This window comes from Solicola gregarius (assembly GCF_025790165.1).
Classification (GTDB): Bacteria; Actinomycetota; Actinomycetes; order Propionibacteriales; family Nocardioidaceae; genus Solicola; species Solicola gregarius.
In genome coordinates this window covers 1,852,143-1,864,680 of record NZ_CP094970.1, presented here as the reverse complement: position 1 = coordinate 1,864,680, position 12,538 = coordinate 1,852,143, and the positions used below count along the sequence as shown (strand labels likewise).

The window sequence follows — 12,538 nt, the reverse complement described above, 5'->3', positions numbered from 1 at the left end:
CGCACCGGCGGTCCAGATCGGCACTGCGACCACGGGGAGGAGGTAGAACAACAGCTGCGGTATGCGGTCGCCGATCGTGAGCAACAGGACCCCGACGACGCACGCGACGACCATCACCGAGATGAGCAGTGCGCGCATCGTCGGTTGGTCGTTGAACCGGGGATGGACGACCGCGGGCAGGCACACCCCTGCGGTGCCGATGATCGCGAGCAGGCCCATAGCACGGCTGGCGGAAGCGCTGTGCATCCGCGGAATGTCGGCGCCACGATCGAGCGCCGCTGGTGCGCGCACCCGAGTCTCCCTACCCGACACAATCGACATTGCGGAGTGTACAGGCGCGAACGCTCAGCGTCAGCGGTTCTGGAGCACCAAGAAGCTCGGGCGATGCCGCCTGGTTGCCGCTGTGTCGGCGGCGAGAGATGCTCAATGGAGGGTTGCGTCGTACGAGAGGAGCCACTATGTCCGGGAGCTCGGAGCGAGAAGCAGAGGTCGTCGACGGGGTCGGCAAGGGGCTGTTCATCGGGGGGGCGGTGGCGCGATGCCGAGGGCGGTGCGACGGTCAAGATCGAGGATCCCTCGACGGGGTCGATCATCGCCGAGGTCGCCGACGCGAGCGTCTCCGACGGTACGGCGGCGCTGGATGCGGCGGTCGACGCGCAGGCGTCGTGGGCTTCGACTCCCCCACGCGAGCGGGGAGAGATCCTGCGCCGCGCGTTCGAGCTGATCGGCGAGCGAACCGACGACCTGGCGCTGTTGATGACCCTCGAGATGGGCAAGCCGCTGTCGGAGTCGCGGGCCGAGATCGCCTACGGGGCCGAGTTCTTCCGCTGGTTCTCCGAGGAGTCCGTACGCATCGCCGGCCGGTACTCCGTGGCGCCGAACGGTGCGACCCGGCTGGTGACGATGAAGCAGCCGGTCGGCCCGTGCCTGATGATCACGCCGTGGAACTTCCCCCTCGCGATGGGCACCCGCAAGATCGGACCCGCGATCGCGGCCGGCTGCACGATGGTGGTGAAGCCGGCGTCACTCACGCCACTGTCGATGCTGGCCCTGGCGGGAATCCTCACCGAGGCGGGCCTGCCGGACGGCGTACTCAATGTCGTGACGACGAGCCACACGGGCCAGGTGATGGAGCCGTTGATCCGTGATCCACGGCTGCGCAAGCTCACCTTCACCGGGTCGACCGAGGTCGGACGTACGCTCGTCGAGCAGAGCGCCGAGGGTCTGCTGCGGGTTTCGATGGAGCTCGGCGGCAATGCGCCGTTCCTGGTCTTCGGCGACGCCGACGTCGATGCGGCCGTCGATGGCGCGATGCTCGCGAAGATGCGCAACCTCGGTGAGGCGTGCACGGCGGCGAACCGGTTCATCGTGCATCGTTCGATCGCCGAGGAGTTCGCGACGAAGCTGACCGAGCGGATGAGCGCACTGCGGGTGGGCCGTGGCACCGACGACGGTGTCGACGTGGGGCCGCTCGTCGAGGGCAAGCAGCGCGACAAGGTCGCCGGACTCGTCGCGGACGCGGTCGACCACGGCGCGAACGTACTGACCGGAGGCGCGGCGGTCGACGGCGCCGGCTACTTCTACGCGCCGACGGTGCTCGCGGACGTACCGACGACGGCGCGAATGTTCGGTGAGGAGATCTTTGGTCCGGTGGCGCCGGTGTTCACCTTCGACACCGACGACGAGGGCCTCGCGATGGCCAACGACACCGAGTTCGGCCTCGTCGCGTACGCGTACACGCGGGACTTCTCCCGTGCGATCCGAATCTCGGAGGGCCTCGAGACGGGCATGGTCGGCATCAACCAGGGCGTCGTGTCGAATCCCGCAGCACCGTTCGGCGGGGTCAAGGCGAGCGGCTTCGGCCGAGAGGGCGGCCTCGAAGGCATCGACGAGTACCTGGAGACCAAGTACGTCGGCATGGCGCTGTAGGCGGAACCGAGCGGGTTGGTCGCCAAGCCTTGCGGATCGACACCTTTTGGTCCGGTACGGCTCCTTGGGCCGAGCGCCCGGTCGGTGACCGACGCCGTACCGGACCAAAAGCTATGCGCCGCGGTGGCTGGCGTTCGTTCCTGCAGCATTGAGACCCGCGTATTTCGGCAGAGGCTGCTGGCTAGGCGAGTCTGTTTCCTGTCCGCCTCTGGCCGAGGTCGAGTTCGCAACTTCCGCGGAGCGCGTAAGCCCTGGCGCCCCGCTGCCGCACCGGTTGAGATGTACGCATGAGACGAACTCTGATACTCGGTGGGACGGCCTGGCTCGGCGGCGAGCTGGCCCGGCAGGCGGCGGCACGTGGCGACGAGGTCGCGTGTCTCGCGCGCGGTGAGACGGGGCAGGTGCCCGACGGCGTACGCCTGATCCGGGCGAACCGCGACGCGCCCGATGCGTACGCCGACGTTGCCGACTCCGACTGGGATGTCGTCGTCGACGTGAGTCGCCAGCCCGGTCAGGTCCGGTCCGCGGTCGAGGCGCTGGCCGATCGAGCGCGGCACTGGGTGTTCGTGTCGTCGTGTTCGGTGTACGCCGACCACTCGGTGGTGGGTGCCGACGAGTCGGCCGCGTTGCTTCCGGCGCTGACCGGCGATCACGCCGACGTCGAGACGTACGGCGAAGGGAAGGTCGCCTGCGAGGAGATCTGCGTCGCTGGGCTGGGGGACCGCGTCACGCTTGCCCGCAGCGGGTTGATCGGCGGTTGGGGCGACGGCAGCGACCGGTTCGGCTACTGGCCGGGTCGGTTCGCGCTCGCGGCGGACCAGCCGGTGCTCGTTCCCGATGCGGACGACATGGCGAGTCAGATCATCCATGTCGGCGACCTCGCTGCCTGGTTGCTGTTGGCGGGCGAGGAGCGGCTGGGCGGCGCGTACAACGTGCTCGGTCCGACGGAGCGGCTCGGCGACACGCTTCGACTCGCCCGAGACGTCGGCGGCCACACGGGTGACGTCGTACGCGTGCCGAGCTCCTGGCTCGAGGAGCAGGGCGTCGGGCCGTACATGGGGGAGCGGTCGGTGCCGCTGTGGATCCCGGATCCGGACTGGGTCGGGTTCAGCGAGCGTACGGCCGCCAAGGCGGTCGCCGCGGGTCTGGTGCGTCGACCTACCGAGGAGACGATGCGCGACGCGCTCGCGTACGAACGCGAGCTCGGACTCGACCGCACCCAGCGCCGAGCCGGCCTCACCCCGCAGCAGGAGCGCGAGCTGCTCGCCGCCTGGGCCTAGCTCCTTTTCACCGTCGAGTTCCCTTGCACCGTCGAGGTACGTGGTCCTGCCAATAGCGGCGCTCCATGTGGCCGGACCGCGTACCTCGGCGGGGTGGCAGAGTAGACGCGTGACACACACGTACGGAACCCTCCGAACCGAGCCCGCGCTAGAGCGCTCCGACCTGCTCGCTGCGCCCGTCGCGAAGGCCGCCGCCGCGCTGCCCGACGACATCGCGGCAGGGGTCCGGGTCGCCGAGATCGACCCGGACCTCGCCGACACCGCGGCGATGACCGAGGCGTACGGGCTCACGCTCGACGTGTCGGCGAACTGCGTCGTCGTGGCCGGCCGCCGAGCGGGCGAGGAACGCTACGCGGGTTGCGTGATCCTCGCGACCACCCGAGTCGACGTGAACAACGTCGTACGACGGCGCCTCGACGTACGCAAGGCGTCGTTCGCGTCGATGGACTCGGCGATCGAGGCGACGGGCATGGAGTACGGCGGCATCACGCCGGTCGGCCTACCCGCTGACTGGCCGTTGCTCGTCGACCGCGCCGTGACCGAGGCCGGCGACGTCTGCATCGGCAGTGGCCTACGACGGTCGAAGCTGTTCCTGCCTGGCGCCTCGCTCGCCGCACTGCCGGGTGCAGAGGTCGTCGACGGCCTCGGGCGTTAGACCGACCCTTCTCAACCCATTCGGTAGAGCAGGCTCGGACGTCCGCGCCGGGTGGTGCAGACCTTGACCGGGCGCTTGATCCGGTTCGCATGCCGGCTGCTGGGCCGGATGCTGCCCGGAACGTACGCTGCGATCTTGGTTGCCTTGGCCGGGCGGCAGACCCGCTTCGGGAAGTTCCCCGGATTCGGCGCCTGCAACTGCAGGCGTCCGCGTTGGCCGTGCGTCAGGACGACCTTGCCGGGCCACGTGCGTCCGTGCTTCGCAAAGTGGCCGACCGGAGTGCCGTGCTTGCTCGCGTACCCGATCTCGGGCCAGGAGTTGATTGAGCAGACCCTGCCGGTATTGCGGATGCGGATGGCCTGGTAGCTGCTGCCTGCAGCAGCCCCCTTCTTGCCGAGCGACACCTTGAGCTGCTTGCCCTTGCATTCCTTGATCTTCTTCGCGCCTGCGGCGCTGTTCGCGTCGGCCGAGGTGGCGGCGCCGGTTACCAGCGCAGCGCCGACGGTGAGTGCCGCGAACGCCGCGGCGATCTTCTTCATACGCATGAGATACCCCCTGTATTTGATGCGCACGTTGCTGTTCGTACTTCGCCCGCGACTGTACGCGCGGTGGTCGGCCGGCGCAGTAACCCGCCACGATCGGTTCGGTGGCTTCGGAGCCGAGGTGAGACCCGTCGCGGTACGAACCGACGCCGTGCGCTTATGGTCAGGACTGCGCCACCCAGGACCGCCGAACACCAGAGGAATGCCATGCTCGATCCGCAGCTGCTCGACAAGGGACTCAGCAAGGTGCTCGGCCTCGAGTACGAACGAGTCGACCGCGACGGTGTCGTGATCTCGTGGACCGTGGGCGAGGAGCACCTGCAGCCGTGGGGAATCGTGCACGGCGGCGTGTACTGCTCGGTCAACGAGACGGCGGCGAGCATCGCCGCGCAGAACTGGTTCGGCGACCGGGGAATGGTCGTCGGTGTCAACAACACCACCGACTTCCTCCGCCAGGCGAAGGCAGGCGCGCGCCTCACCGCGACAGCGTCGCCCATCCACCGCGGCCGCAGCCAGCAGCTGTGGCTGATCGAGACCCATGACGCCGAGGGCCGGATGGTCGCGCGCGGGCAGGTACGCCTGGCGAACCTGCCCAGTCGGGATGCGGTCGCCGGCGATTAGCGGGCCGGGCGGCGACGTACCTTTACCATGTAAACATGGTAAAGGTTCACCTTGCACGGTGTATTCGCCGTGCAAAGCGGATGCTTACCATGTTTACATGGTAAACATCCACGCCCCCGCGACCACCGACATTCCACGATGCGGATGGCCGCGGGGCCGCTGACGGCCGCCCGTATAGTGGAGGGGTCGTGACTGGCGTTCAGGTGGGATCACCACCAGGAAGCGACCGATAAGAAGTGACCGCTGGACCGTACGCCTGGGTCCGGGTCGGCACCGCAGCACTTGCTGACTCGAGAGGACTCTGGAGGGTCCATGACGACGATGACCACCATGACTCAGACGACGACCGTTCCGGCCGCTCGCGTCGAGGATCGCGACGTACGAGCGCTGCTCCTCGAGAACATCCACGCCGACGCTGCCGCGTACCTGCGCGATCAGGGCTACCAGGTCGAGACGGTCGCCGGCGCGCTCGACGAGGCGACCCTGATCGAGCGGGTGAAGGGCATCCACCTGCTCGGCATCCGGTCGGGTACGAACGTCACCGAGGCGGTGCTCGACGCCGCTGACGAGCTGCTCGCCGTCGGCGCGTTCTGCATCGGCACCAACCAGATCGACCTCACCGCGGCGGCGGCCAAGGGTGTCGCGGTCTTCAACGCGCCGTTCTCCAACACCCGCAGCGTCGTCGAGCTGGCGATCGCCGAGATCATCTCGCTCGCGCGCCGACTCGGTGAGAAGACCAACGACATGCACGCGGGCATCTGGAACAAGTCCGCGAAGGGCAGCCACGAGATCCGCGGCCGGCGGCTCGGGATCGTCGGGTACGGCAACATCGGCAGCCAGCTCTCGGTGATCGCCGAAGCGCTCGGCATGTCGGTGTACTTCTACGACACCGCCGACAAGCTCGCGATGGGCAACGCGAAGAAGTGCGAGACGCTGCACGAGCTGCTCGAGACCGTCGATGTCGTGACGCTGCACGTCGACGGGCGTCCCGGCAACGCCGGCCTGTTCGGGCCCGCGGAGTTCGACCGGATGAAGCCGCGGGCGATCTTCATGAACCTCTCCCGGGGCATCCTCGTCGACACCGCTGCCCTGCGCGACAACATCGAGTCCGGGCATATCGCGGGCGCGGCCATCGACGTGTTCCCGGTCGAGCCCAAGAAGCAGGGCGACCCGTTCGAGTCCGAGCTGCGCGGGCTGTCGAACGTCATCCTCACGCCGCATGTCGGTGGCTCGACGATGGAGGCGCAGCAAGACATCGGCAGGTTCGTGTCGGGCAAGCTCGCGTCGTACCTCAAGACCGGCGGCACCGAGCTGAGCCCGAACCTCCCGCACCTGGTCGTCCCCGAGCACGGCGGCCCCCATCGGCTGGTGCACATCCACCGCAACATGCCGGGGGTGCTCGCCACCATCAACAGCCTGCTCGGCGACCATGAGGTCAACATCGAGGCGCAGTCGCTCGGCACCCGCGGCGAGGTCGGCTACGTGATCACCGACGTCGCCTCCGCGGTCGACTCCGAGGTGCTCGGCAAGCTCGCCGCTCTCCCGGAGACCATCCGACTCCGCCTACTCGCCTGACGGGCGTCCCGACACGACCTATGCTGTCGGGGCATGAGAGCACACCGCATCGTCGCGGCCGTGGCCGCCGGCTTTCTGCTCGCCGGTACGCTCGGCGCTCCCGCTGACGCCAACGTACGCAAGTTCCGCGACCGGGCCGGGGACGTCCGGGGCTCGATCGACATCACCCGCGTGCGGGTGGACAACTCGACGCACCAACGCAACGCGGTCGCCGTACGCGTGAAGCAGCGCGGCTTCGCGTACGGCAACTACGTGTACGTCTACATCGACTCGAACCGTAAGCGTCGCGGTCCGGAGTTCCGCTTCAGCGGGTACTACGCGAGCGAGTACTTCCTGCACCGGATGAAGAGCTGGACCGACGCCGGCCGCAAGGTCCGATGCAAACGGCCGTACTCGTTGAAGATGGGTGGCCATGGCGTCACCCGGGTGAGCGTTCATCGCGCCTGCATCGGCAAGCCGGGCCGGATCAGGGTCGCGGTCATGACCGGCCGCGGTGGTCGCGGCGTCGACTGGGCGCCGGCAAAGCATCGTTGGCTCGGCTGGGTGAAGCGCTGACCTCTCCTCCAGATTTGGTCCCGAACGGCCCGTTTGACCATCAAGAACGGGGCGTTTGGGACCAAATCTGGAGGATTACGTGGTGAGCTCGACCAGCTTCTGCGCCGTACGCCAGTTGCGGGCCGTGCCCGGTACGCCGAGGAGCTTCTGCATGACCAGTGGCGTGAGCTTGGAGCCTTGCACACCCGTGGCGTACCGCGCGTAGACCTCGCGGCCGATCACCGTGCATTCGTCGTCGCCGAAGTCGCGCTCGCACAGCGCGCTGGCGCCGTCGGGATCGGCCTCGCCGGCAAGGTACACGACATGCATCAGCTTCGGCTCGAAGCCGGTGTAGGGGTTGTTCGCGACGGCGGTCTCGAGGTCGGTATGCGTACGGCCGATCGCCGGGGTCTCGACCCCGAACTCGTCGGCGATTGCCGCCTCGACCTGGCGCAGAGTCGCATCGAGATCCGGAGGTGCTGCGCAGGCGATGTTGCCGCTCGCGACGTACGTGGTCACCTCGCGAAGTCCGAGCCGTCCGCACAGCGTACGTAGCTCGGCCATCGGCACCTTGTTGTATCCGCCGACGTTGACGGCGCGCAACAGGATGGCGACCCGCTCAACCGGCACGCCGCACCGCCCAAGCCACCGTGAGCATGACGTTTCGGCGCGACACGCCGGCGTGTCGCCGCACAAACGTCATGCTCACGGCGGGCTAGAAGTCGAAGCCGTCGAACATATCGCCGATGCCGTCGCCGATTCCACCGAACATGTCACCGACGCCGTCACCGATGCCCTCGATACCTTCGCCGAGTCCTTCGCCGAGTGCACCGATGCCCTCACCGAGGCCGGGGCCGATCATCATGCCCATGAACATCATCGGCAGCATGTTCATGCCGAAGTACCCGCCCGCGTACGAGGCGTACGCGGGGCCGCCGTTCCAGTACGGCCGACGCTCCGAGCCGACCATCACCTTGCGGATGTCGGGCTCGGCGCCCGCTCGTACCCGCTCGGCGTCGAGCGCGCAGGTGGGTACGTCGCGCTCCGCGCCTCCCGGCGGCGTGTACGCGACCTCCTCCGTCGCCATGCCGTGCCGTGGGTCGAAGAAGCACGGCGGACGTCGTTGCGGCAGCTCCTTGCCGGCGACCCGCGCCTGAACGCAGGCCATTGCGTACCGCCCGTCTTCGAGGATCTCCGTGACGTGCTTGACGTCGTCGGGCTTCTTCACCGCCGGGACCGCTGCCTTGGCGGCCTCGTACGCGTCGAGCGCACGCTGGTAGTCGGCCCGCTCGCCCTCGTTGAGGGTACGGCCGGCGAGCTCGAGGTCGAGGTCTTGGAGCTCCTCGCCGAGCGCCGTGACGTCCTCGTCGGCGAGGCGCTTCACCGGCGCGAGGTCGCGTTCGAGCTGCTCGGCCCGCCGGACCTCCGCGGCAGCCTTCGCGCGCTTGACGACGAAGGCGATGCCGGCGACGATCGCGGCGAGTACGAGCAGGCCGATCAGGAAGTCCATGTGCCTAGCCTACGTCGTCACGCGAGCAGGGTCGCGGTCGTCGGTCGACTCTTCCTCGAGCCGGCGCCGCAGGCTCTCGCCCTCGATGTCGACGTTCGGGATGATCCGGGACAGCCATTTCGGCAGCCACCACATCCGCTCTCCGGCGATCGCCATGAACGCCGGTACGAGCGTCATCCGGACGAGGAACGCATCGGCCAGGATTCCGACTGCGAGGCCGAATCCCATCGACTTGATGATCGCGTCGTCGCCGAGTGCGAAGCCGCCGAAAACGCCGATCATGATCGCCGCCGCGGCCGCCACGACTCGGGCGCCGAACTGGAACCCGCGTACGACCGACTCCTTGGCGGGCTTGCCGTGGACGTACTCCTCCCGCATTCGCGATACGAGGAACAGCTCGTAGTCCATCGCCAGCCCGAACAGGATGCCGACGAGCAGCAGCGGCAGCATGCTCAGGATCGGTCCGGGATTGTCGACGCCGATCACGTCGGCGAGCCAGCCCCACTGGAACACCGCGACCGTCGCGCCGAGCGCGACGACGACGGAGACCAGGAAACCGAGCATCGCCTTCAGCGGCACCAGCAGCGACCGGAACACGACCGTCAGCAGGATGAACGCGAGTCCGACGACGACCAGCAGGTACTTCGGGAACGCGTCGTTGAGCGAGTCGGAAACGTCGATGCCCAAGGCCGTCTGACCGGAGACCAACACCCGCGCGCCGGTCTCGTCCTCGACCTGCTGGACGCGGTCGCGGATGTCGTGCACGAGCTGCTGCGTCTCGGCATCGGCCGGACCGCTGTCGGGTACGACAGTGACGGTCGCGTACTGAGCTTGCTGCAACTGACCCTGGTACGCCTTCAGCTGCTTCTGGTACGCCTGCTGCGCAGCCGGGTCATCGGACTGCGGCGGCGCGGGCTCGGCGGGAACCACGGCAGCGACATCCTTGTCGTCGGCCTGCAGCGCCTTCGTGGTCGCCGCGACCGCGGCCTCGGGGTCGTCGGCGTTCTTCGTATCCACGACCACCAGCAACGGGCCGTTCGTACCGGCGCCGAAGTTGTCCGCGATCAGGTCGTACGCCTGCCGCGCCGAGCTGTCCTCGGGCTGCGAGCCGTTGTCGGGCAGCGCCAGCTTCATATCGGTCATCGGGAAGGCGACGGCGGCGGCGACGATGAGTCCGACGGCGAACGTCCAGGCCTTGTGGTGGGTGATCAGATCGGCCCACCGGCGACCCATGGTCCGCCCGCCGGACGTGTCCTCGGGATCACGCGCCTTCAGGAACGGGATCTTGCCACCGAGGATCCGGTGCTTCGCGAACCCGAACAGCGCGGGCAGGAGGGTGAGCGCGATCAGGACGGATACGCCGACCGTGATCGCGGCCGCGATCCCCATCTCGGTCAGGAATCGGATGTTCACGATCGACAGACCGGTCAGCGCGACGACCACCGTCAGACCCGCGAACACGACGGCGCTTCCGGCAGTCCCGACCGCCCGGCCGGCGGCCTCCTCGGGATCGCGTCCGATGTGTATCTCATGTCGGAAGCGCGATGTGATGAACAGGGCGTAGTCGATGCCGACGGCGAGACCGAGCATGGTCGCGAGCGTCGGCGTCGACGATCCGAGATCCATGAACCCGGTTGCGGTGGTGATGCCGGCGACGCCGATTCCGACGCCGAGCAGCGCAGTCACGAGCGGCATCCCCGCCGCGATCAGCGAGCCGAACGTGATCACGAGTACGAACAGGGCGATGACGACACCGATCACTTCCTCGCCCCCGCCGGGCATCTCCTGCAGGGCGTCGCCGCCGACCTCGACGCGCAGATCGGCGCCGACGTCATCGGGTGCGTCCTCGAGTGCCGAGATGTCGTCGTGCGTGAGTTGCAGTGCGTTGCCGTCATAGCGGATATCCGCGACGCCGACCCGGCCGTTCTCGGAGATGGTCTGGCTGTCGTACGGGCTGGTGATCGACGCGACGCTCTCGGTGTCGAGCTCGGCAAGGCTCTTCTGCACCGCCTGCTGCACGTCGGGATCGGTCAGCGTCGACCCTTCGGGTGTCTGGTACACGATCTGGGCCGTCGCACCGTCGGGCGACGCCTCGGGCGTACGGTCCTTGATCAGGTCGAACGCCTGCATCGACTCGATGCCAGGGATCTCGAACTCGTCCTGGGTGTCTCCGGAAAGCGTCGCGGCGCCGACACCGGCGGCCACAACCGCCGCGAGCCAGATGCCGAGGACGATCCAGCGGCGCCGGAACGCCGCGCGTCCGAGCCGGTAGAGGTGCCAAGCCATGGTGAGTGCCCCCTGTTTTCCTGGGTGTCTGCTGCGGTTGAGGTCTACTTGATTCCAAGTGCCGGTAATACGACGGAGTCGATGAGCCCGATGAGGTACTTCTCGTCCGGTGGGCAGTCCTCGAAGAACTGGCGGAGGATGTACGGGCCCGCCAGGACGAGCTGCAGGTACGGCAGCGCCGGCGAGTCCGGATCGATCTCGCCGCGTTCGGCCGCTCGAGCGAACAGCTGCTCGAACGGGTCGTCCTCGGTGTCGTTCATCCGCTCCCGCATGGCCCGCGCGAGATCGGGATTCGTCATGCAGGCATGCATGATCGCGTGCACGAGCGAGACGTCGGTGAGTGGTCCGGCCAGCGACGCGCGTACCCATGCGTGCAGGTCTTCGCGCAGCGAGCCCGTGTCGATCGTGTCCGCATTGGCGTGCGGATGACTCGACTTCGAGCGCGTCGACGACGAGCGTCTCCTTACCGCCCCATTGGCGATACAGCGTCGCCTTGCTGATGCTGGCCGCATGCGCGACCGCGTCCATCGTGAGTCGCTCGTAGCCATGCTCGACGACGAGCGCGAGCACGGTCTCGTACACCTCGTGGGTGCGCTCGGGTGTGAGCCGGCCGCGTCCCTGCGTGGTGGTCTCGGTCATCGGTGTCGCCCTCGAGGAAGTGGTGAACGAAACGGTTTCGTTTCGCACACCACGGTACGTACGCGCGCCCGGCGGAACAAATCGAGCCGGTGTGACGCTGGTCCCACTCAACGGAGGGGAGCCCGAGATGATCCTGGTGACCGGAGCGACCGGAAACGTCGGAGCCGAGGTGGTACGCGCGCTCGCCGCTGCGGGTGAGTCGGTACGCGCGCTCGTCCGCGACACCGAGAGCGTGACCCTGCCGGACGGGGTCGAGGCGGTCGCCGGCGATCTTAGCCAACCGGAGTCGCTCGCGCCGGCACTCGACGGTGCCGAGGCGATGTTCCTCCTCCCCGGCTATCCGGGCGTCTTCGGCGTCGCCGAGCGCGCCGGGGTCGAGCGGGCCGCGCTGCTGTCGAGTCCGTCGGCGCAGAGTCGCGACCTGACGAACGCGGTCGCGCGCTACATGGTCGAGTCCGAGGATGCGGCCGCAGCGTCGGCACTTTCCACGGTCGTCATCCGGTCCAGCGGCTTCATGTCCAACACGCTGCAGTGGATCCCGCAGTTGCACGAAGGCGATGTGGTCCGCGCACCGTTCGCCGATGTGCCGGTGGCGATGATCGACCCTTATGACATCGCCGCCGTCATCGCCCTGGTGCTCGTCGACGGCGATCATGCCGGACGCACGTACTGGGTGACCGGTCCCGAGGCACTGCGCCCTGAGGACCGCGTACGTCGGCTGACCGACATCCTCGGTCGTCCATTGCGTTTCGACGCGCAGTCCGACGACGACGCCTGGGCCGAGATGACCGCTTCGATGCCGAGCGAGTACGTCGAGGCGTTCTTCGACTTCTACGCGCGCGGCGCGCTCGACGAGTCACCGGTGCTACCGACCGTTCGGGAGGTCACCGGGCGCGAACCACGCACGTTCGACGCGTGGGCGACGATGCACGCGGGCGCGTTCGGCTGATCTCGCTCGCGAGCGTCT

General features: G+C 68.1%; 12 protein-coding genes and 1 riboswitch. Of the genes, 7 read left to right on the top strand and 5 right to left on the bottom strand.

The window, feature by feature from the left end; genetic code table 11:
• Window positions 1–426: 426 nt before the first annotated feature.
• The 3 genes from L0C25_RS09190 (at window position 427) to L0C25_RS09180 (ending at window position 3,864) form a co-directional block, all read left to right on the top strand.
• On the top strand, window positions 427–1,929 hold the full coding sequence (locus L0C25_RS09190; RefSeq protein ID WP_333908579.1) for an NAD-dependent succinate-semialdehyde dehydrogenase: 1,503 nt from the start codon (window positions 427–429) through the stop codon (window positions 1,927–1,929).
• 287 nt (window positions 1,930–2,216) lie between these two features.
• Window positions 2,217–3,209: an NAD-dependent epimerase/dehydratase family protein gene (locus tag L0C25_RS09185; protein WP_271636181.1), complete on the top strand. Its 993-nt coding sequence runs from the start codon at window positions 2,217–2,219 to the stop codon at window positions 3,207–3,209.
• Between the two features lie 109 nt (window positions 3,210–3,318).
• Window positions 3,319–3,864 carry a YbaK/EbsC family protein gene (locus L0C25_RS09180; RefSeq protein ID WP_271636180.1) on the top strand — a complete coding sequence of 182 codons (546 nt, stop codon included), beginning with the start codon at window positions 3,319–3,321 and terminating at the stop codon, window positions 3,862–3,864.
• A gap of 11 nt (window positions 3,865–3,875) precedes the next feature.
• Here L0C25_RS09180 and L0C25_RS09175 read toward each other — a convergent pair whose 3' ends face one another.
• Window positions 3,876–4,436, bottom strand: coding sequence for a DUF4232 domain-containing protein (locus tag L0C25_RS09175; RefSeq protein ID WP_271636179.1), 561 nt, complete (start codon window positions 4,434–4,436; stop codon window positions 3,876–3,878).
• A 177-nt stretch (window positions 4,437–4,613) separates the two neighbouring features.
• Here L0C25_RS09175 and L0C25_RS09170 point away from each other — a divergent pair, with 177 nt between their 5' ends.
• The 3 genes from L0C25_RS09170 (at window position 4,614) to L0C25_RS09160 (ending at window position 7,157) form a co-directional block, all read left to right on the top strand.
• Window positions 4,614–5,027: a PaaI family thioesterase gene (locus L0C25_RS09170; RefSeq protein ID WP_271636178.1), complete on the top strand. Its 414-nt coding sequence runs from the start codon at window positions 4,614–4,616 to the stop codon at window positions 5,025–5,027.
• 178 nt (window positions 5,028–5,205) lie between these two features.
• Window positions 5,206–5,296, top strand: a riboswitch (ZMP/ZTP riboswitch).
• 61 nt (window positions 5,297–5,357) lie between these two features.
• A complete protein-coding gene (gene serA / locus L0C25_RS09165) occupies window positions 5,358–6,602 on the top strand; it encodes a phosphoglycerate dehydrogenase (protein ID WP_271636177.1) in 1,245 nt (414 codons plus the stop codon).
• A gap of 33 nt (window positions 6,603–6,635) precedes the next feature.
• Complete coding sequence (locus L0C25_RS09160; protein WP_271636176.1) at window positions 6,636–7,157, top strand: hypothetical protein; 522 nt, start codon at window positions 6,636–6,638, stop codon at window positions 7,155–7,157.
• Between the two features lie 75 nt (window positions 7,158–7,232).
• Here the strand turns inward: L0C25_RS09160 and L0C25_RS09155 are convergent, their stop codons facing one another.
• The 4 genes from L0C25_RS09155 to L0C25_RS09140 all read right to left on the bottom strand — a co-directional run bounded on the left by L0C25_RS09155 (window position 7,233) and on the right by L0C25_RS09140 (window position 11,444).
• On the bottom strand, window positions 7,233–7,766 hold the full coding sequence (locus tag L0C25_RS09155) for a DUF1697 domain-containing protein (protein ID WP_271636175.1): 534 nt from the start codon (window positions 7,764–7,766) through the stop codon (window positions 7,233–7,235).
• A gap of 85 nt (window positions 7,767–7,851) precedes the next feature.
• The gene (locus L0C25_RS09150) at window positions 7,852–8,646 is read right to left on the bottom strand and encodes a hypothetical protein (protein WP_271636174.1); all 795 of its coding nucleotides are present in this window, start codon (window positions 8,644–8,646) and stop codon (window positions 7,852–7,854) included.
• Window positions 8,647–8,655: 9 nt separating this feature from the next.
• Window positions 8,656–10,932, bottom strand: coding sequence for an MMPL family transporter (locus tag L0C25_RS09145; RefSeq protein ID WP_271636173.1), 2,277 nt, complete (start codon window positions 10,930–10,932; stop codon window positions 8,656–8,658).
• Between the two features lie 44 nt (window positions 10,933–10,976).
• The gene (locus L0C25_RS09140; RefSeq protein ID WP_271636172.1) at window positions 10,977–11,444 is read right to left on the bottom strand and encodes a TetR-like C-terminal domain-containing protein; all 468 of its coding nucleotides are present in this window, start codon (window positions 11,442–11,444) and stop codon (window positions 10,977–10,979) included.
• 218 nt (window positions 11,445–11,662) lie between these two features.
• Between L0C25_RS09140 and L0C25_RS09135 the strand changes: the two genes are divergently transcribed.
• Window positions 11,663–12,520, top strand: a complete 858-nt coding sequence (locus L0C25_RS09135) for an NmrA family NAD(P)-binding protein (protein ID WP_271636171.1) — start codon at window positions 11,663–11,665, stop codon at window positions 12,518–12,520.
• The last annotated feature ends 18 nt before the right edge of the window (window positions 12,521–12,538 follow it).

Coding starts and splice junctions, on each gene's coding strand:
- L0C25_RS09140 (WP_271636172.1), bottom strand. CDS start 11,444: ATGCGGCCAGCATCAGCAAGGCGACGCTGTATCGCCAATGGGGCGGTA.
- serA (WP_271636177.1), top strand. CDS start 5,358: ATGACTCAGACGACGACCGTTCCGGCCGCTCGCGTCGAGGATCGCGAC.
- L0C25_RS09185 (WP_271636181.1), top strand. CDS start 2,217: ATGAGACGAACTCTGATACTCGGTGGGACGGCCTGGCTCGGCGGCGAG.
- L0C25_RS09160 (WP_271636176.1), top strand. CDS start 6,636: ATGAGAGCACACCGCATCGTCGCGGCCGTGGCCGCCGGCTTTCTGCTC.
- L0C25_RS09145 (WP_271636173.1), bottom strand. CDS start 10,932: ATGGCTTGGCACCTCTACCGGCTCGGACGCGCGGCGTTCCGGCGCCGC.
- L0C25_RS09170 (WP_271636178.1), top strand. CDS start 4,614: ATGCTCGATCCGCAGCTGCTCGACAAGGGACTCAGCAAGGTGCTCGGC.
- L0C25_RS09150 (WP_271636174.1), bottom strand. CDS start 8,646: ATGGACTTCCTGATCGGCCTGCTCGTACTCGCCGCGATCGTCGCCGGC.
- L0C25_RS09190 (WP_333908579.1), top strand. CDS start 427: ATGGAGGGTTGCGTCGTACGAGAGGAGCCACTATGTCCGGGAGCTCGG.